This is a genomic window from Nocardia sp. JW2, from assembly GCF_051843015.1.
GTDB classification, from domain to species: Bacteria; Actinomycetota; Actinomycetes; order Mycobacteriales; family Mycobacteriaceae; genus Nocardia; species Nocardia coubleae.
In genome coordinates this window covers 55,673-74,892 of the sequence record NZ_JBPXLK010000018.1, presented here as the reverse complement: position 1 = coordinate 74,892, position 19,220 = coordinate 55,673, and the positions used below count along the sequence as shown (strand labels likewise).

13 protein-coding genes are annotated in these 19,220 nt (G+C 69.4%); 4 read left to right on the top strand and 9 right to left on the bottom strand.

Going from position 1 to position 19,220, the window contains the following annotated elements:
- Positions 1-2: 2 nt before the first annotated feature.
- Positions 3-206 (bottom strand): hypothetical protein, encoded by a 204-nt coding sequence (locus tag ACSVDM_RS22595; protein ID WP_357145110.1) that lies wholly within the window; start codon positions 204-206, stop codon positions 3-5.
- Between the two features lie 147 nt (positions 207-353).
- Positions 354-1,229 (bottom strand): alpha/beta hydrolase, encoded by an 876-nt coding sequence (locus ACSVDM_RS22590; protein ID WP_439267711.1) that lies wholly within the window; start codon positions 1,227-1,229, stop codon positions 354-356.
- A gap of 90 nt (positions 1,230-1,319) precedes the next feature.
- Between ACSVDM_RS22590 and ACSVDM_RS22585 the strand changes: the two genes are divergently transcribed.
- Together ACSVDM_RS22585 and ACSVDM_RS22580 are read left to right on the top strand one after the other, a co-directional pair.
- Positions 1,320-2,021, top strand: a complete 702-nt coding sequence (locus tag ACSVDM_RS22585; RefSeq protein WP_439267618.1) for a TetR family transcriptional regulator — start codon at positions 1,320-1,322, stop codon at positions 2,019-2,021.
- A gap of 104 nt (positions 2,022-2,125) precedes the next feature.
- Complete coding sequence (locus ACSVDM_RS22580; protein WP_439267617.1) at positions 2,126-2,593, top strand: hypothetical protein; 468 nt, start codon at positions 2,126-2,128, stop codon at positions 2,591-2,593.
- A gap of 32 nt (positions 2,594-2,625) precedes the next feature.
- On the opposite strand, the gene ACSVDM_RS22575 is transcribed toward ACSVDM_RS22580, so the two are convergent.
- From ACSVDM_RS22575 to ACSVDM_RS22565, 3 genes are all read right to left on the bottom strand, one after another.
- The gene (locus tag ACSVDM_RS22575; RefSeq protein WP_439267615.1) at positions 2,626-5,217 is read right to left on the bottom strand and encodes a LuxR C-terminal-related transcriptional regulator; all 2,592 of its coding nucleotides are present in this window, start codon (positions 5,215-5,217) and stop codon (positions 2,626-2,628) included.
- An 83-nt stretch (positions 5,218-5,300) separates the two neighbouring features.
- A complete protein-coding gene (locus tag ACSVDM_RS22570) occupies positions 5,301-6,398 on the bottom strand; it encodes a catalase family protein (RefSeq protein ID WP_439267613.1) in 1,098 nt (365 codons plus the stop codon).
- Positions 6,395-8,206, bottom strand: a complete 1,812-nt coding sequence (locus ACSVDM_RS22565; protein ID WP_439267611.1) for a peroxidase family protein — start codon at positions 8,204-8,206, stop codon at positions 6,395-6,397. The genes ACSVDM_RS22570 and ACSVDM_RS22565 overlap by 4 nt, the downstream gene beginning before the upstream one ends.
- A 219-nt stretch (positions 8,207-8,425) precedes the next feature.
- On the opposite strand from ACSVDM_RS22565, the gene ACSVDM_RS22560 reads away from it, so the two are divergent.
- Positions 8,426-9,166, top strand: coding sequence for a hypothetical protein (locus ACSVDM_RS22560; RefSeq protein WP_439267609.1), 741 nt, complete (start codon positions 8,426-8,428; stop codon positions 9,164-9,166).
- Between the two features lie 137 nt (positions 9,167-9,303).
- Here ACSVDM_RS22560 and ACSVDM_RS22555 read toward each other — a convergent pair whose 3' ends face one another.
- Positions 9,304-9,708, bottom strand: a complete 405-nt coding sequence (locus ACSVDM_RS22555) for a hypothetical protein (protein ID WP_439267607.1) — start codon at positions 9,706-9,708, stop codon at positions 9,304-9,306.
- A gap of 209 nt (positions 9,709-9,917) precedes the next feature.
- Between ACSVDM_RS22555 and ACSVDM_RS22550 the strand changes: the two genes are divergently transcribed.
- Complete coding sequence (locus tag ACSVDM_RS22550) at positions 9,918-10,781, top strand: caspase family protein (RefSeq protein ID WP_439267605.1); 864 nt, start codon at positions 9,918-9,920, stop codon at positions 10,779-10,781.
- Positions 10,782-10,815: 34 nt separating this feature from the next.
- Here ACSVDM_RS22550 and ACSVDM_RS22545 read toward each other — a convergent pair whose 3' ends face one another.
- The 3 genes from ACSVDM_RS22545 to ACSVDM_RS22535 are packed head-to-tail and all read right to left on the bottom strand — an operon-like array spanning position 10,816 to position 19,206.
- The gene (locus ACSVDM_RS22545; protein WP_439267603.1) at positions 10,816-14,259 is read right to left on the bottom strand and encodes a hypothetical protein; all 3,444 of its coding nucleotides are present in this window, start codon (positions 14,257-14,259) and stop codon (positions 10,816-10,818) included.
- Entirely contained in the window at positions 14,252-16,339 is a 2,088-nt protein-coding gene (locus tag ACSVDM_RS22540) for a hypothetical protein (RefSeq protein WP_439267601.1), read from the bottom strand. The genes ACSVDM_RS22545 and ACSVDM_RS22540 overlap by 8 nt, the downstream gene beginning before the upstream one ends.
- The gene (locus ACSVDM_RS22535) at positions 16,336-19,206 is read right to left on the bottom strand and encodes a hypothetical protein (protein ID WP_439267599.1); all 2,871 of its coding nucleotides are present in this window, start codon (positions 19,204-19,206) and stop codon (positions 16,336-16,338) included. The genes ACSVDM_RS22540 and ACSVDM_RS22535 overlap by 4 nt, the downstream gene beginning before the upstream one ends.
- Between the last annotated feature and the right edge of the window lie 14 nt (positions 19,207-19,220).

Here is a 19,220-nt window from a genome sequence, read left to right as displayed (position 1 = left end):
GGTCATTGGCTCGGTTCGGGCAGTTGGCATTCGCCGACCTTGGGGTTCATGCCGAGGTAGTTCAGCGGACCCGCCGCCACGGTGAGCGCGATGGTCCCCCAGTCACCGCAGTTGGTCGGGGTGTCGGTGAAGTAGTCCCGCTGGAACGCCGCGACCAGCCCGGCAAGCAGCCAGGCAAGCACCAGCAGCGAGAACAGTGACTTGATGGTCTGATGAGGTGGTCGGGCCTGGATTTCTCGTACTTCGCGTACTTCTCGATCACGTCGGTTACGTCGTCCGCGCATCGTCATCGCATCCTTCCCACTCAGGGGTACCACGCGGATACCCGGTGTGATCAGCGCCAACCCTGCACGTCACACCCGATCGCAGGCGTGGCGGAAGAACTCGATCTGATCGGCGACGACGCGGGTGCGCAGCGCCGGTTCGGTGTAGAAGGTGAAGTGAGTACCAGGGTAGACGCGCAATCGGCCGTCGGGTGCTCGTTCTGCCAGCTCGCGGCTGGTGTCGAGGGGTGTCTCCCGGTCGTCGGCAGCGGCGCACACCAGCAGCGGGCAGGTGAGGCGTGCGGCGGATTCGGCCGGGCGGTATCGCATCATCGACAGCAGTGCGCGCGGGGCGATGCTGTTGCGCCAGAGTGTTTCGCCACCGCCGGTGAGGGTGGCGATGTGCCGCTCGGCGTCGGCGGAGGCGGTGACGGCGAGTTCGCCCGGTGCGCCGACCATCCGGATGTAGTAGGGCCGCATGCGGAGTTTGCCGCGCACGGTGTCCCAGATGATGGCGGCCAGCAGTGCGAGGTTGTCGGCGGCCGAGCGGCCCTCGACCTTCTCGGGAAATCCATTGAACGGGATCTGCGCGACGACCGCGGCGATGCGCGGGTCGGTGGCGGCGACGGTGATCGCATGGGCGCCGCCGAGCGAGTTGCCCCACAGCAGGATGCGCTCGGGGTCGATGCGGTCGTGCGCGCGGGCGAAGGCGACCGCGGCGCGCAGATCGTCGAGTTGTCCGCCGATGTCGGGGACCTGCCGCGGCTCTCCCTCGCTCTCACCGAAGCTTCGGTAGTCGAATACCAGTGTGGCCCAGCCTGCTTCGGCGAATTGCCGCGCGTGGTCGAACAGGCGGTCCATCGTGCCACTGAATCCGTGGCACAGGACGACACAGGGCAGCGAACTCCCGCCCTCGGGGAGCTCCAGGTAGCCGACGCACCGGCTGTTTCCGGATGGGAAGGACACTCGGGTTCGCACAGGACTTGCTCCCGCCTCACTAGACTGACTCTCGGTAAGTAATCGTAGCGTCCGAACTGACCTGAGGTAAGTGGTGCGATGACATCCGAGCGAATTCTGGCGGCCGCGCGTTCCCTGTTCGCCGCGCGCGGTTACCGGGCGACCTCGATGCAGGCCATCGCCGACGAGGTGGGCATCACCAAGGCCGCCCTCTACTACCACTTCGACTCCAAAGAGGCGATCCTGCACCAGCTCACCGTCCCCCTGCTGGACGAGCTGGAAGCGACCCTGGCCGAGGCGGAGGCCGGCACCGATGCCGAGGACGTGCGGTGGCGGACCATCGAGGGATATGTCGATGTGCATCTGCGCCACCGGCAGACACTCACCATGCTCGTCAAAGACATGAGCCTGCTCGTCCAGGCGCCGATCGCCGACCGTTTCCGGGCGGCGATCGCGCTGGCCAACGATCTCGTCGCGGGGCCGGGAGCCGGGCTGGAACAGCGTGTGCGGGCGTGTCAGGTAGTGGCCGGGCTGGCCGATCCGGTGGTGCTCTTCCGTGACGCACCGATCGAACGGCTGCGTGCCCTGATCCTGGACGGCGCGCGAGCACTGCTCGGCGAATCCGCCGTTCGACGGGCGCGTGGGCCGGCTCGGGGGCGCAACGGGGGACGCCCGGCGGCGCTCACGGCGGAACAGGCCGAGCAGGCGCGGCGGGCGCATGATTCCGGAGTCGGCGCCGAGGAACTCGCCCGACGTTTCGGGGTGTCGCGAGCAACCGTCTATCGCGTTCTCAGAAACTAATATTCTGAGACTCGATTCTGAGACTGCGAGAATCTGGTGCCCCGCTCGCTAGGCTGGCGGCGCCCCCGCGCGAAACCCGTGCGCGATCCACCCCGAGGAGCACCATGTGGCCGTACGATTGGCCGTCGCCTGCCCGCGCCATCGCGACCACTGTCGCGGCATCCGTCGCCGCCGCGCGCACTCGCGACGAATCAGCCTTCTTCGAACACACGGCCGATCTGGCCGACCTGCCCGCCGATCAGGTGACCATCGTCTTGTCGGCCGTCATCCGTGAACTCCTCGAGGCCGCCCATCCCGACGGCCTCGACGCCGACGACATCCGCGCCGTCCTCACCGACGTCCTGCGCCACTCGCTCCCGTGGCTTCCCACTCTCGACCCGACCACCGTAGCCACGGCCCTCACCGGCGCCCTCGGCATCGACGAACACCCCGACCGCCCACCGACGAACCCCCACCCCGCCGCCATCCTCCTGATCGCCCACCTCACGGAAGCAACCCGGATCCCCACCGAAGCCGGCATCACCCGCGCCATCAACGAAGTCGCCCGCGCCGAAACCATCGAAATGCCCTGAGCCCCGATAACTCTGGGCGATGCGTCGCGCCTTCAGCGGCTGCGGATCAGGCGGGCGAGTTGGTCTCGGTCGGCTACGTCGAGTTTGATGCACGCGCGGTAGATGTGGCCTTCGACGGTGCGGATGGAAACGCACAGGCGTTCGGCGATGGCCCGGTTGGACAGGCCGCGGGCGATCAGGGCGGCGATTTCGCGTTCACGTTCGGTGATGGGAAGTGGGCGGGCGGCGGCGGTGACGGCGGGGGTTCCCGCGTCGTCGCAGCGGGCGGCGAGGGCCGAGGCGCGGGCGGCGGCCTCGGCGCTGGGGTGACGTCGTCCGGCGTGATCGTAGATGGGGACGGCTTGCGCGGCGGCGTCGGCGGCCGACAACAACAAGCCGACGGCCTCGAAATCCTCGCTCACCTCGGTGAGGGCGGCGGGGTCGGCCTTGGCCAGCGCCGCCGCGTGACGGGCGTAGAGCCCGGCGATCGGGCCCTGGACGCGGGCGGCGAGAGCGGCGAGCCGGGTCGCCACGGTACGGTCACCGAAGCGCGCGGCGTGGTGCAGTGCCTCGGCCTCCAACGCGAATTGACCTGCGCGATGGGCGATATCGGCTGCCGTGCGAGCCAGCTCCACCGCCGCGTGCGGTCGGTGTTCGGCCGCCGCGAGCCAGGCGCGGGCGATGACGCGCTGCGGTTCGTGCAGGACCATATGCGGGCCCCGGTGCTCCTCGGCGTCACCGAGGACGCGCTCGGCATTCTCCACTTCCCCCAGTGCCGCGTAGGCGCGGGCCAGCAGCAACCGCGCGGGCAGTTTCCACGGCAGTGAGGCCTCGGCATTGAGGGCGGCCAGTGCCTGTTCGAAGGCGGTGATCGCGTCGCGGAACCGCCCGCGGTAGGTGGCGACCACCCCGGCGGCGATCCGGGCCACCGCCCAGCCGGCGAACTGCCCGGCCGAGGAGAACTCGCGGTACTCGGTGGCCCGCTGTTCGGCGAGGTCGAGGTCGCCGATGGTGGTGAGGGCGAGCACGTCGCCGTAGCGGACCATCACCCGGATGAGCCCGTCGGTCGCCTTCTGCTGAGCACGGCTGCGCGCCGCGATGGGCGCGAAGTCGGCGCCCCGACCGGCGACCGGCAAGGCGAGCCCGAGCGCGAAGGCGGCGAAATCGACTGCCTGACGAGGTGATTCGGGATCGGCGATGACCCGCTGCGCGGCATCGATGCCTTCGGCTATGTGGTTCTCGTGGACGGCCATCGCCGCCGCCGCGGCATCGACGGTCAACCGCAGCGCGGGGTATTCGACCCGAGCCCGCAGCAGGTCGACGAGTTCGCGGGCGTGATCGACATCGCCGAGCGACCAGAAGCGCAGGCTCGCCCGCACCACTCCCCACTGGACAAGTTGCAGGGGGTCGAGCCGGTCGGGGTCGAAGCGGGCCAGGATCCTGTCGGCCTCGCGTGGCCTGCCCTCCCACAGCAGCGCACGCGAGTGCAGTTCGGCCGCACGCAGCCCGCCTCCGCGTTCGCAGGCGGCGCGGGCGAGCTGCTCGCCGAGCGGCAGATTTGCCAGGGCCACAGCGTCTTTGGCCGCGTCGACGAGCAGGTCGACGTCGACGGGCCGGTCGCTGTCGACACACAACCTGGCCAACCGGATGCGGTGCGCGGGCGTGCTCAGATCCCGGTCGCGCAGCGTATCGACGAGGCGTCCGCGCCGGGCGCGTGCGGCGGCGGTGCCGACGCGGCGGCGCACCACCTCGCCGAGCAGCGGATGACTGAACCGCACATCGACGGCACCGTTGTGCCTGCACACCCGGATCAACGCGGTCGATTCGGCCGCGTCGACCGCCTCCACACCCACCAGTTCGCTGAGGATGTCGATATCGAGCGGCTCGTAGACGGCCAGCATCTCCAGCACGTCGAGCACCGGTTTGCCCGCCCTGGTGAGCCGTTCGTCGAGCAACGCGACGAGCCCGGAGGGCACCGCGGTCGGCCCGCGCAGCTGCCAGACCCCGTTGACGTCGGTGAGGGTGCTCGCCTCGACCGCGCCCTCGACCATGTTGCGCAGGAACAGCGGGTTACCGCCGGAGGACTCCCACATCACATCGGCGCTGAGCCCTTCGAGTGTTCCGCCGAGTACGGACTGCACGAGGGCGGTGCACTGCTGTTTGGTGAACGGCGCCAGCTCGATTCGTGCGAGGTAGCCGTCCTTCCACAGCGAGGTGACCGCGTCGGGTACCGGTTCGCCGCTGCGGACCGTGGCCACAACGCGGGCACCCCGGTCGACGGCGATCTGGTGCACAAGGGTGGCCGACAAGGTGTCGAGCAGGTGGGCGTCGTCCACGCCGAGCACGGTGCCGGGCACGGTCAGCAGGTTCTCGCGTGCGGAATGCAGGAGTGCGAGCGGGTCGCGTGACGCCGAGGCGGCGATCCAGGGCGCGAAGGCACCGAGCGGGATGGCTTGCGCGGAGGCGGTGCACGCCGCCCAGCGCACGGGATCGGGGAGGGCTGCGGTGACGAGCCGCGCGAGTGTGGTCTTGCCGACGCCTGCCGCGCCGACGAGAACCACGCCACCGGATTCGCCGCTCGTCAGCGCGCGGTGGACAGCTTCGTACTCGGTGGGGCGATCGAGCAGCTGCCACAGTCCGCCCATGGGCGAAAAGTGTAGTTGTCCTGCGACGACGCCACAACGAAACGCGCCGGGGAGCGGCGCGGAGCGGGTGGGTGCGGCGCTGGTCACGGCGGCAGCTCGGTGGCGTCGCGTGGTTCGATGCGTGGCGCGTTGCCCACGTCGTGGCGGTAGTTGCTCGACGCTTCGTACACCCGCTTCTTGAGCCGGTTGATCGAGCCGAGGGGCCGGTGCGCGTCGAGTCCGCGCCAGGAGTTGAACGAGAGCACTTCGTCGCCGTAGGCGCGGCGTTGCGGAGTGTAGGGATCCTGCCGGTCGAAGCGCAGGGTCGCCACCGTCTGGTGCGCGGACTCGGTTTCGGGCCAGTCGACGGTGGCGTCTTCGATGGGCATGCTCGTGACGTTCGTACACAGCTGGGCGCGTAGTTCGTAGGTGGCGCCGTGGTTGGCGAAGAAGTCGATCACCGAGTTCTGGTGGGCATTCACACCCGCCGATGTCGGGATCGGGCGGCCTTGCAGCGCAACGACTTCCGGGGAGACCGGAGCGTAGAGCAGTTTGGCGACGTAGTCGCCGTGGCGCAGCGGCGCCGAGGTGTAGAACGTCTCGCCGAGGATATGGGTGTTCGGGGCGACGAAGACGGCGAGATTGGGTGGCACGCCCTTGCCGAGGCGACGCAGGACGTGGGTGTCGAGCGCGGCCATCAGGTCGCTACCAACCCGCAGAGCGGTATCGGGCAGCCGGGCGAGCACCCAGGCCGTCGGCATCCCCTTGGTGAGGTAGGCATGTGCGTCGGCGAACAGGAACTCCCGATGGGTGACCATGATGAAGTCCTGAGTGGTCGCGTCGTCGTCGGGCAGCGCGCGTGGGCCGTGCACACCGAGCACCTTGATGCCGAGCCCACGCACGCCGCGCAACTGGTCACTGCGGATGGCCCCGGAGGTGCTCGACAACCGGGCGATCACCGGATAGGTCGCGGGCCGGGCGAACATGCCCTGGGCGAGTTCGGGTCGCAGGCCGGCGTGGACGGTGAGTTCGCCGCGCAGGATCCCGTGGCTTTTCGCATGTGCGTCGCGCAGGCCCCGCTTGTACTTGCGGAAAGCACGTTCGTTGTTGGTGCGCAGTACCGCGATGATCCGGTCGATATCGCGTTCCTCGTCGGCACGTGGTTGTTCGAGATCGTCGCGGTAGCGCAGGTACGTCGTCATCGGGACCTCCACGGGGCGAAGGGGTTCGCGACGCCGGTCAGGGCAGGGGCGAGGGTGGGGAAATGGCGGAGCAGCACGGTGCGCATCGTGTTGTCACGCACCCAGGCCATACCCGCCTCGGTGTAGATCTCGGACCGGAAGTCGGTGGTGAAGAACCGGTCGGCCGAAAGTCTGCGCGAGGCCATCAGCACGAAGATCCGGAAAGCGGTGTCGCCGAAGCCGAAGCCGGGTGGTTTGGGCTCGGCGTAGAGGCCGATCAGCAGGTCGACGTCCTCGACGGTGTCGTACACCTGCGCGAGTTCACGCGCCCAGCGCGGGTCGGCGGTGAGATCGCCGAACGAACGCGCGGGCGTCAGCCGCAGTTGCCGCCGGAACTCGTTGTAGCGCGGCACACCTCGTTCCCGGACGCGGAGGATGTCGATGGTCGCCAGGTCCAGTGGCTGGTCCTCGCCCCGGTCGAGGCGGCGCAGGTGTTCGGGGTAGTTGTGCAGGGTGAGTGCGCCCGGGTTGGCCCGGCCGAAGGAATACAGCAGCGTGTCCATCGGATTTTCCGCCAGACGCCGACGGATGTGGCGCACCCCGAGCTCCGGGAAGGGGTAGCGGGCGAGCACCCTGTCGTCGGCGGGGCTGCGCACGGCAAGTTCGTCGGGGATCAGCGGATGCATCCGGTACACGGCGACGAATTCCTCGGTCAGCGAGTACGGGACACCATGGTCCTCACGTGCGGAACCCGGTATGCCACAGAGGACTTCGTTGTCGATGAGCCTGCCGAAGCGGCGCGCCACCCGTTCACCGAGCAACCCGAACCAGTTGGCGCGCAGGGCGGCGACGGTGGTGGGGTGGGCGATCACGGCCGGTGTCCAGTCGACGGTGTGGATCTTGGCGATCAGGGCGGCATTGATCAGGCGGGCGGTGTCGTAGAGCCACTGGTCGTCGCGGCGGTCCGGATAGCGGGCGACCAGGCGCTCACAGATCGCGTTGTGCTCGCGCAGGAACAGCGAATGCAGCAGCGCGAGCCCTACCCAGGCGTTGGCGGCGGCAGGCGACCTGGCGACCAGGTCCTCGGCCTCCAGCGGTGGCAGTCCGAGTTCGTCGATGACGACCTGACCGAGTTTGCCCGAGCGCAGACGGCCCGCCGCTTCGGCTGTGCCGCCGTAGATCTGGGAGGCGTCCCACCAGTGCGATTCGCCGGTGACGAACGTCGGCGGGTCGGCGGGATCGGGTGCGGGCACGGTTGCCGTGCGCGGGATCGTCATCGTGGGTTCGGGCCACGCGCCGTCGGCCACCGTGACCGTGAACGGTTCGGCATCGGCAGGCCGGTGGCTGAACCAGTCGTGTACCTCGAACTGGATCCACGCCGCGGCAAGCAGATTCAAGGTGGTCGCGGGCCGGAACTCGTCGCGGGCGAGCAGTGTGGTGCTGACGGTGCGTGGATTGGGGTCGAGGATGCGGGTGCTGTCCTCGGGGCGGGTGTGGTCGAGGGGAATGTTGCGTCCGAATCGGCAGCCGATCGAACCCGCGCGCGGGTCGCCAGGAGTGTTGTAGGTGCCGTCCAGAGTGCGCGTGCGGTGCTCGCCGGGGCGGCCGGGTGGGAGCGGGCCGTCGGGGTGCCGACCGGTGTCGAAGAGGTTCCGCGCCCGCAGTCTCGCCCGCAACCCGACGAGCACGACCAGGCCCAGTGGCGTCGGCAAACGGAACCAACCGATCCGGCGGTCGAGGACCTCCGCCGCCGTGACCAGGGCATTCGTGATGCGAGATCGGCCGGGCGCGGTGTTACGCGCGCTGGTCTGGTGAGTGGCGTCGATCATCGGGAACCTCCACGAACTCCACGCGTACGGGACCGGATCGACCCAGTTTCCGCCGCACGTCCCCGGCTGTCACGAGTAGTCGACTACTTCAGCGCCACGGGTGAGCGGAGCGCGCCGCGATGAGGTAGCGGACTACGCGCGCGCGACCGGCCCGGGGTGGGCGACGCTGATCCGTGGACATCGCGCCGTGTCCGCTACCAGCGACCGAAGGGGCTCCGGGTGATCACGCCGATCGAAATCAAGGTCAACCTCGACACCGACGTCGCGGTTGCGCTGCGGCACCTCGGCTGCGACCCGGCGGCGGCCGCTGTCCGCGACATCTGGTTCGCCGAACCCACCCTGGCCGGCTCACCGGACCTGCTGGCGGGCCGGATGGTCATCCGGTTGCGCAGCGGCGCCGACGACGACCTCACCGTGAAGCTGCGACCGTGTACGCCCGCCCAGTTGACCGGCCGCTGGGCACGCCCGTTCCTCGACGACGGGGTGCGGTACCGCATCGAACGCGATTGGTGCGGTTCCCGGCGCATGTTGTCGGCGTCGGCGATCAGTGGGTGGCCTGCCGGTTCCCTCGGGGCGTTCGTGGACCGCGGCGTCGATGTCACCGAGGCCCTCGCCTCCGCGCAGCGACAGTTCCTTGTCAGTTGCACGCCACCGGGCGTCGCGGTCGACCGACTGCGCGCGCGGGGTCCGGTGACCGCCCTGCGCTGGACCGGTGTCGCGCTCGGCGCCCTGCACGCCGATGTCGAGCGTTGGCGAACGGGCGAGCTCGACCTGCTCGAGCTCGCGATGAAAATCGCTGCGGCACCCGGCGATTCACCCGTCGACCTGCATCTGCGCGCCGCCGCCGCGCAACAGGCCCTCGAGGACGCCGTGCGTGGGCTCGGCCTGGCGATCGCGGCCGGCTCCACCAAGACCGAGCGGGTGCTCGCCGCATCGGCCCGAACACGACCGGGATCCTAGCCGGCAGGACGTCGTGGCCCGCTCGCGATCGACCTCGTTGTCGTCGCCAAGCGCTACCGCGACTGCCGCAGAACACCGGCGACCGGAACCGACCACGCTGTCGGCCGGGCCCGGTGTACCGCGACACTGCCGGGCGTTCAATTCACGATGATGAAGTTGAACAGCACCCTGATATTGCTGCTCCAGCCGACGTGATATCGCACTGAAATGGTGCCGTCGGCGTGCGGGACCACATTGAGCACCTGTGTGGTCGCCAACCCGAGAAACGGGGTGCCGTTGTTGTCCCGCTCGGTCAGGCTCACCGACACCTGGCTGTCGGCGCGGACCGTCGCATTCGGGAAACCGAATACCCAGGCGCCGGTGCCGTGGGTGAGCAAACCCTTCTGCGCCCAGAAGATCGAGGTGATATTCGTTTCCCCGATGGCGCGGGTGCCCATCGCCTCGACGGCGGAGTATCCCGCTTTGGTCGAATCGAAATCCGCTTCTTCCACGGTGTCCGCGCTCGCCGCTACGACCGCGTCACTGCTGTCTGCCTGCAACATTTCTCTGCCCTTTCTCGGCGGGAGAATCTCTGTCCCTCAATGGTTGCGCGCGGACCCGGTCCACCGAATGCGTAATCCACTACCCCATTGCGCACCGCCGTATTCGGGTAGTCGGCCACGCTATCGGCGTCGGCGCCGCATCCCGAGGATGGGAAGTGCCGAACAATTCGGCGACTTTCGACAATTCCGGCTCGGATGGAGGAACGGCAGTGAGCGGATATTCGTTGCACATCGGTTTGAATCGGGTCGATCCCGGCGCCTACGGCGGTTGGGACGGCGCACTCGCGGGTTGCGTGAACGACGCGAATTCCATGGCGGCGCTGGCCGCCGCGCAAGGTTTCGCCACCTCGGTGACCTTGCTCGACAGCGCGGCCACCTCGTTCGCGATCATCGGCGAGATCGGTCAGCTCGCGACCAACGCGCAGCCGGGCGATCTCGTGCTCATCACCTATTCCGGGCACGGCGGTCAGGCGTGGGACGTCGACGGCGAGGAGGACGACAATCAGGACGAGACCTGGGTGGCGTTCGACCGCCAGATCGTCGATGACGAACTGTTCCAGATGTGGCGTCAGTTCGCGGCGGGCGTGCGGGTGGTGGTGTGCTCGGACAGCTGTCACAGCGGCACCGTGGTGCGTGACGCCTTCACCCGTGACAGCCGCGCGGCCATCGCGACCGTGGCCGAGAGCGCGTACGCCGACGCACCGGCGGCGCCAACGGTGGTGCAGGGCAGCCCGAAGGCGATGCCGCGGGAGGTGCAGTCCGAGGACAACAAGCGGCGCAGACAGCTGTACTCGTTCGTGCAGCGCTTGAGCGGCCCGCAGTCGCGCTCGGATCTGCGCGCGAGCGTGGTGCTGTTGTCGGGCTGCCAGGATTCGCAGTTGTCCTACGACGGGCCGGTCAACGGCCAGTTCACCGGGTCGCTGCTCGAGGTGTGGGCCAACGGTGCTTTCGCGGGCGGGTACACCCAGTTCCATCGGCAGATCATGAACATCATGCCGCCGGATCAGGTGCCGAATCTGTACCCGCTCAACGCGGGTGCCGATTTCCTCGAACAGCGTCCGTTCACACCGTGAAGATCGAGGGGTGCGGGTATTGCCCGCACCCCTCTCACACTCGGTACCACTCCGGGGGAATCATCATCGTGGCGACGAAGACCGTGCGCGTCCGCAATTCACCGGGCAGTTCCGCAGCCTCTGGTCCCGCGAGGTTCTCGGTTTCCCACAGGCGGAGGCGCAGATGATCGGGGGTCGCGGGCATCGTCAGTGGCGCGATGCCGCCGTCCTCGGCCCGTTCGACCGCCGCGCCGGCCGGCCGCCATACCGCGAGGCCCTGCTGTTCGGCCGGATCATCGACGACGAGGTCGACGGACTCTGGTGTGAGGCCTGCCGGGCAGGACTCCAGGCGCAGCTCCAGCCGGTTCAGCGGATTCGGTGACGTACCCGCGACACCCACGCGCAGTTCATTCCCCCACCGATCGACGACCACATGCCGGTCGGGCAGCAACGGCACCGCGTCGGCGACCACGATCGGCGACAAGCTCATGCCGTCGAGGCTGTGTCGCTGGTAGCGGGCGACCGCGAGCCGGACGAAGGGGTGATAGGACTGATGTTCCTGTGGCACAGCGACCTCCACGTCGGCGAACCACCGGTCGCCTCCGGGTGACACCGAATGCGGTGCGACGGCGATGAACTCACCGAGCTCGGGGACGATCACCTCCCCCGGCTCGACGGCCGACGGGAACCAAGAGGTCTGCGGGAACGACGGGAGATCCGGTGTACCGAACAGCGGGTCGCGTCCGGCCCGGCTCACGGTGGCGGCCACCGTCGGGGTCGGATCGGCGGTCGGCGCGAGCACCACCGCCAACTGCTCCCCCTCGCCCGTTTCGTACCAGGGGCGTGCGACCTCGACCCGAATGCGGCCACTGTCGCGGCTGAATTCGAGTCGGTCCGCTCCGGTCCTGGCGACGCGCGTCGCGAAGGCGGGTACGACCCCGAGCACCGTCGGTGCCGTGGGTCGGGCGCTGGAGACGATGACGACCGGGGCCTGCGTGCGGGCGACGGCGAAGTCGGATTCGGGATCGGTGGCCGCGAAGTACTGCCGGTAGCGGCTCGCCGCCTCGAGTGTGTAGGTGATGGTGCGGTGGCGGGTGTCGCCGAATTCGTGCCGGAACCGCACCGACGGCATCTCGCCGGGCTCGATGGCCTGACTGTGCAGGTCGGTGTGCGTCCTCGGGGTGTGCTCGGCGGTGGCGAGGGTTCCGGTGTCGGTGACATCGGTCCAGGCGGCGGAGAACCCGAGCCGGCCGGTGCTGTGCGGATCGAGACCCGCGTCGGTGAACAGCGGGGTGAGCAACGCGGTCGGGTCGTTGGGTTCCCGATGGACGGCGCCTTCCGGCAGCTCCCAGACAGGTTCGCGCAGTGGATGTTTCACCGCGTGGACCACTTCGACCCGCACCGGGGGCGTGACGGCGGGATTGCGCCCGAGCTTGGTGCTGTCGGGCGAGATCGTCGATTCTCCCGCACCGCCGGCGAGCGCGTCGCTGATGGCCAAGTGGTTGGACAGTTCCCCGTCCAGGGTGGAGCTCAGCTCGATCCTGGCCTGTTTGCCCTTCGCGAGACCCACACTCAGCACATCACCGTTCCAGCGGACCGTGATCGGTTCGGCACCCGGATTATCCCGCAGTTCAACGGTTTTGGGCGCGTACTGTGGCCAATCGGGCGACCAGGCGCTGTGGTCGCCGATGGGTGCGACGAGCCCCGCCTCGCCTGCCCGCACCTGGGCACGCACCCCGCTGGCGACCGGATCAGGCAGGCCCGCGCCGCTGCCGTCGGTGTCCATGGCCCGCTGGGCGAGCTGGAAGGACTCCTCGTCGGTGCGTTCGTCGAGCATGCGATGCTGTTCGATCAGCGACAGCGCGGCGGTGGGTGCGCGCAGGACTCGCGTATCGCGAACCGGGTAGTCCGGGTTTTCGGCGTGCAGGTCGGCGACGCCGCGGTCCACATCGCTGCGGATGACGAGCCGGGTGACCGCCGCACCAGGCGCGAGCGCGGCGGGACCGTGCACCTGTGGCGGCGGTACCGGGTCGTGCCGCAGATAGCTCACCGCCGTGCTCGCCACGGTTGCGTCGTCCGGTTCGGCGGCAGCGAGCCCGCCACCGGCCATATCGGCGATGCGCACCCGCACCTGATACAGGTCGGCGAAACGCAGCGCGGGCATGCTGCGCGGCGGCACCGAGTAGCTCCAGGTGAAGTCGAAAGGCAAGGGCTGCGCGGGGTTACGCGCAGGGCCGCTCGTGTCGCCGCGCAGGTTCGGCGACGGCAGCGCGAGGCTCCATCCGTCCCAGCGCAACACCACCTCGTCGGCACGCAGCTGCCCGTCGGCGCCGCGAACGGCGGCGAACGGTTTCACGTGCCCCTCTTCCCGGCCCGCGACGATGTCGACACCGTTCACGCGGTAGTCGGCGTCGCGGGCACACACCGACAGCCATGGGGCGCCCTCGCGCCGGATGTCGACGCGGTAACCGAGCACGAGGTCCTCGGCGGTGAACACGGCGTCACCGAGTTCGCGTGATCGTCGCGCACCGGCGCCGCTACGAGTTCGGTACTCACGGCCGCGGCCGGGCTGGAGCAGGGTGATGCCGCAGGAGCGGATCGGGGGCAGCACCGGATTCGCCGGGGCGTTGGCGGCGAAGTCGTGGGCGGCCTGGCGGAAACCGTCTGCGCCACCGTCGATGTCGAAAGTCGCGATGACCCAGGCACGCTGCGCGGCGGGTGCGGCGGGGTCGGTGAGCGAGACCGAGTCGGACAGGTCGAGCATGCCCGCGCGGATGCCGGAGGACGCCGCGGGATCGGGTGCGGGCCGGAAGCCGGTCGTGGTGAGTTCGTAACGGGTCCACGGTGCGGTGACCAGGTTGCGCAGGAACGGCGGATCGACACAGCGCGCACTCAACAGCGCGGTGCCCTCGACCAGGTCGGTCGCGGAACAGCGAAGTTCGAAGACGAGGCCGAGTTCGAGCAGCACCGCCGGATGTTCGCGCAGATTGGCGACCGTGCGGTGGAAGTCGGCGACCACCGGCGGGGGTGGTTCGTTGTCGTCGGGGACAGGCGGGGTGGCGGTGCCGTCCCAGGTGGCGAGTTGCTCGCGCACCGCCGCCTCGGTCTCCTCCGGTGGGCGTTCGGCGCCGGTGCGGGTGACGGTGCGCAAGGTCGCGGCGACCTTCGTCGCGGTCGCCGCCGTATCGGACACCTGGGGCGGGCGCACCGTGCGGTCCTCCCACTGGCGCACGAAACCCGCGTCGCCGCCGAAGAATTCGTGCCACAGCTCCGAACGCGCCCGCGCGACCAGGCGCGGCGTCGTGGCGACGACCCGCTCCCCCGCGTCGGTGCGCACGCGCAGTTCGAAACCCGTCTGGTCGTTCAGCAGCGACGGCCAGTCCGCGAGCCCGAAGTCGACGAGGGTGCCTTCGGCGAGCCTGGGGACGACCAGCACCCGCAACGACAGTTCGGCGCCGTCCCGACCGGACGGCACTGCCACCCAGAGCATTTCACTCATCGTCCACCTCGTATACGCGCGCGACGTTGTCGGTGCACGCGCCGACGACCACCCGGCCGTCGGCGCCCGCGGCCAGCCGGCTCATCGGCATGGGCTGTAGGAACCGGTCGATCTCCCGTCCGGTGCCCGGGTCGAGCACCGCGACGACCGGGTCGTCGGCGGAGACGATCAGGGTCCCGTTCGCCGCGAAGACCAGGTCGTTGACGGTGGCCCGCGCGGTGAGCCGGTGCACGAGAACTTCCCGCTCACCGTCGACACGCCACAGGTCTACGACCTGCCCGCGTGCCGTGGCGAGCAGATCGGCATCGGGTGCGAGCGCGAGCACCGTCACCGGGCCCGGATGCTCGATCCGCAGGCGCCGCACCCCGGTCGACGCATCGATCATCAGGGTGCTGCCGTCCTCGCTCGCGGTGACGAGCGTGTTCGCGCGGGCACACAGTCCCCGGATCTTGGCGTCGTGTTCGAACGGTGGATGTGCTTCGGTGCCGGTCGCCCCTGCCAGGATGCGCACTTTACGATCCAGTGCCACCGTGGCGACCCAGGCGGCCGCCGGACCGATCACCACGTGGGTGACGGCGAGTGGATGCTGATGCGACCACAGCTCGGTGACATTCTCCGGATCGGCACCCGGTACCCGATCGAACAAGCGGGCGGTGCGGTCGGCGCTCGCGGTGGCGATCCGGGTTCCGTTGTCGCTGAAGGCCACCGCGTTGACCGCCCCGTTGTGGCGTGCGGTCCACCGGGCACCGGTCAGCGTGTCGAAGTGCCTGCACCGGCCGTCGCTGCTGCCGGTGACCACGCCGTGTCCGTCGGGGCTCACCGCTACGGCGCCGATCGGACCGGGGTGCACCCGTTCGAGCATCAGCTCACCGGTCGCGGCACGGAAGACGACGAGTTTCGCGTCGGCCGCGGCGGCGACGATCCCGGCCGCGCCCGCACTGGCGGCGACCGCGCCGATGCGTGCGCCGCAGTCACGTCGTGACCGCGCCGGGGTGCCCAATTCGTAGACCCGGAGGGCGTTTTCACCGCCGGTGACCAGCCCGGCGCCGTCACCGGTGACCGCGAGGTGCCATACGGTGTGCCCCGGATCCGACCAGACGACCGACTGGCCGGTGGTCTCGATGACGCTCACCCCGGCCGGGTCCGTCTCGGGTGGGATCGCGACGTTCACCGCGAGCCGCTCCTGATGCGGCAGGAAGGCACCGGCGAACGGACCGTTCCCTGGAACCGGCAGTGTCCTGCGCACGCCACCGTCGACGACCGACAGCAGAGCGACGTCGTTGTTGCCCACGCGCACAAGGGTTTCGCGGCCGGGGCTGAAGAACAGGCTCTCGAACCAAGCGTTGATGTTCGCCAGGTCCGGTGCGTCGACGGCGCCGCGCGCGACAGCCGCACCGGTCGCGTCGACGTCGAGCTCGTAGGTGGTGATGGTGCCCCAGGTAGTGCTCGCGAAGATCACGCCGTCACCACCTGGGGTGAATTCGGCGGCCGACGGAATGTTCGTGTGGTCAGCCAGCTGCCAGCGCGGCGTTGCCGTCGCGAGATCGACCAGCGACGGGCAGCCCGTGCACAGCAGCGTCGAATCGGACCGGAATCGGGGCCGGGTCATGGAACCTCCCTGCCGGTACAGCACCGCGCCGCTCGCCACGTCGAACACGATGTTCTGTGCGTACTCGCCGTCCGCACCGTCGTCGAGTATCCCGATGAGGGCGAGCCGGGTGCCGTCCGGACTGAGTTCGAGGAACCCGCCACCGCGGTGCGACCACACTTCCTCGCCGCTCGCGGTGCGCAACAGCGACACCCACCGCTCCTCGGCGTCGTTCACGCCCGTGAACACGAAGGACTCGCCGTCGGGGGTGAAGACCACATCGAAGCACCTGGCGCCGGCATTGCTCCAGAGCACCTGCCCCGTGGTTCCGTCGACCATGCTCGATCCCGGTGTGCCGCCGCCGTCGTTCCCGAACAGCGACCACCCGGTGCCCGCGAATACCCGCCGGCCGTCGCGACTCACCGCGACCCGGCTCACCGCGTGGGTCAGTGCCACATCGGCGACGATCCGGAAGTGTTCGGCTTCGTTCATTGCCCTACTCCTGCGAACGCGGCCCGGTATTCGAGCCACTGAGCCAGTGCGGTGTCACGGTCGCGCAACGCAGGCCTGCGAGCCGCCCCGCCCGCGAGCACCCATTCGCCGCTGTCGATTTCCACGCTGTCGGACCAGAGGGTCAGGTCGACCTCGATCACCAGGGTCGCTCGGCCGACGAGGGCGTTGCGTTCGGATCGGTAGGTCAGCGACAGGCACAGTTCGATCGAGACGCTGATCAGCCCGAGGACCTCGACACAGCCGCCGATGCGCAGGTACCCGCACAGAGTGACCGCGCCGTCGGACTCGAGGGTGAACCGCACGCCGCCGATCGCGTGCACCTCACCGGAGGCGACGACGAAGTCGACGGCGACGAACGCCCCGAATTCCAGCGCCGCCTCGAACCGGCGCAAACCGTCGCGATCGAGCTGCATCTCGAGGTAGCCGCCGCCACCGAACATCATCACCGCGAGCTGGAAGGGGTTCGCCCGGCTGGCGAACCCGAAGGTGAACCCCACCGGTCTGCCGTCGAACGGGATGTCGACGGCCGAGGTGAGCGCGATATTGCGCATCACGAATGCCCCGGCGGTGACCGGTGGCAACGGCAGGGCGTAGCGGACGGTGATGCCACGAGCGCTGACGTCGAGCATCTTGCCGGTGTCACCGAGCTGTACCAGATCCTGGAGTTCCTTCAGCAGATTCAGGGCGCCGACGAACTCGACCCGGAGGCCGTCGACGGCGACCTCGGGTGCGGCGCCGCCGCGCTGGGTGAAGGTCAGTGCCGCGAAGCTCAGGCGCAGCACCCGCTTGGGACCCGGTGGTAGTTCGAGGGCGAATTCCTTGACTGTGCAGCGTGTTTCGTTGCGATCGGGTGTGGCGACGACAGTCAGGTCGAGCCTGGTGCCGGGTCCGGCGACGAACGTGCCGACCGATCGCAGGGCGATATCGCGCCAGTTCATGTGGACTTCCGGTGGCGCGCCGACCCTGGGTACGGCGGTGATCTCGGGTGGTAACCGCAACTGGGTCACCAGCGTGCGCAGCGGAAAGCCGAGCAGCGCGGCCTGATCCGACGGGAACAGGGTGGCGGGGTCGATGAGTCCGGTCGCCGGATCGGGCAGGGCCCGCAGGTTCACCGGACCGAGCGTGCGCGAGATGGCGTCGGTGACGTACTTCGGCGTGAGCAGACCACCCGACCGGGCGGCGTCGCCGGCGAAGTCGATATCGCGGGCCTGGTCGGGCAGCATTTCCAGCAGTATGTCGGCCGCGCCGTCGCGTAAGTAGTTCTCCGACAGTCGCACCGAGGTGAGGCGGTCGTCGCCGCGCAGCACGCGCAGTGCGGGTAGGGCGATGTCGAGCTGGGTGAGCCCGGCGCGGTACCCGGCGGCCGGGGAATGCTCGGCCAGGCCTGCGAGGGTCAGGCCGTGCACCTCGTGGATGTCGCCGCGACCACGGCCACCGGCCCCGGCCAGATCCAGCGGTGTCGGTGCGATCGACACCGAGACGGTGCCGTAGTCGTCACGAAGCCGTTGCGCGAGACCGGGATCGGTGAGCGAGGTGCCGGTACCCAGGTCGATCTCGGCGACGAACAGCAGCGGTACCCCGAACGTCACGACCCCCGTCGCGGTGACACACCGGATCGGGAACCGCACCGGCAACCCGGCCATCGTGGTCGGCAGGAAGTGCGTGGCCTGTTCACCCACCCCGGGCAGACCCGTGAACTGCCAGCCCCCGGCATTCGGCGATTCGAGGTCGGTGAAGGTCGTCTGTGCTATCTCCACGGCGCCGAGCGGGAACCGGCGGCGCAGGGCAGGGTCGTCGGGCGGGTGACGTACCGGTTCGAGAACGGTGAGCACCCCGATCCGCCGCAGCACCGCCGCCCCACCGGTCGACGCGTCGAACTCCCTGGTCACGATCTCGAGGTACTCGGCACGATGCCCCAGCGGGTACAGCGCTCCTTCGAATCGGGTGCGCACCAGCATGTCCCGGCCGAGCACCGCGCGCTGCTCCCATTCGAACGCCGCCCAGGTGCCCTTGACGTGCAGGGTGGCACCGAGGGAGCTCAGCTCCAGGCGAGAGGCGTCGGCTGGGCTGGTCGCGGTCTCGTCCACCAGGCGGGTGCGCGTCGCGCGCGGGGTGCCGAGAGAGTTGTCGGGCCCGAAGTCGGGATCGAGGGTGTTCGCGATGTCGTGGTCGACCACGCGCACCGACAACCGGGCATCCGAAAGAGTCACTGCCTCTGCTGCTTCCGCGGCTACCAGCCTGGTGCGCCAGAGCCCACGCACTCCGTTCGGCGCGGTGGCACCGGTGTGTCTGCAGACGACCGAGTCGTCACCGGACCTACTCGGGCCACGACCGGCGAGCCCGGCGCTCCCTCCGTCGGGAGCGGTCGGGGAGGTTTCCGGCAGTGACCCCGCACTGGGTAGCGCCCCATCAGCTGGGGTCGCACGGCTGCGCGAAACCTCTCGCGCCATCCTGCCACCAGGCACGAGGACGGTGCGCCAGGGAATCTCTATGGCGGTTGCGCCCAGGTCGACGACCAAGGGCACGGTGGCCACCGCATCCAGAATCCCCTGGACAGTCAAGGGGATTCGTTGCCCCGATGGCACCCCCACGACGATCCGGCTCGGACCGGCGAGCACCCCGCGCCAACCGGGTACCGACGCCCCGGTCGTCCCCGCCGCCAGCACCAGTGGTGCGTCCGAGAACGGTGGCGAGCACTCCTCCCCCACGTGTTGCGGCGGGAACAGCACGGTGAGCCGGGCGTTGTCCCCGGCGGTGAGCATGCCGGTGCCGTCGGGGACGCATCCGGTCCAGCTCACCCCGAGCACCAGGTGATCCTCGGGGCGGATCAGCAGCACGTAGCGCATCGGTCGTCCCTTCG

Coding starts and splice junctions, on each gene's coding strand:
- ACSVDM_RS22555 (WP_439267607.1), bottom strand. CDS start 9,708: ATGTTGCAGGCAGACAGCAGTGACGCGGTCGTAGCGGCGAGCGCGGAC.
- ACSVDM_RS22570 (WP_439267613.1), bottom strand. CDS start 6,398: ATGACGACGTACCTGCGCTACCGCGACGATCTCGAACAACCACGTGCC.
- ACSVDM_RS22540 (WP_439267601.1), bottom strand. CDS start 16,339: ATGAACGAAGCCGAACACTTCCGGATCGTCGCCGATGTGGCACTGACC.
- ACSVDM_RS22575 (WP_439267615.1), bottom strand. CDS start 5,217: ATGGGCGGACTGTGGCAGCTGCTCGATCGCCCCACCGAGTACGAAGCT.
- ACSVDM_RS22580 (WP_439267617.1), top strand. CDS start 2,126: ATGTGGCCGTACGATTGGCCGTCGCCTGCCCGCGCCATCGCGACCACT.
- ACSVDM_RS22535 (WP_439267599.1), bottom strand. CDS start 19,206: ATGCGCTACGTGCTGCTGATCCGCCCCGAGGATCACCTGGTGCTCGGG.
- ACSVDM_RS22565 (WP_439267611.1), bottom strand. CDS start 8,206: ATGATCGACGCCACTCACCAGACCAGCGCGCGTAACACCGCGCCCGGC.
- ACSVDM_RS22585 (WP_439267618.1), top strand. CDS start 1,320: ATGACATCCGAGCGAATTCTGGCGGCCGCGCGTTCCCTGTTCGCCGCG.
- ACSVDM_RS22545 (WP_439267603.1), bottom strand. CDS start 14,259: ATGAGTGAAATGCTCTGGGTGGCAGTGCCGTCCGGTCGGGACGGCGCC.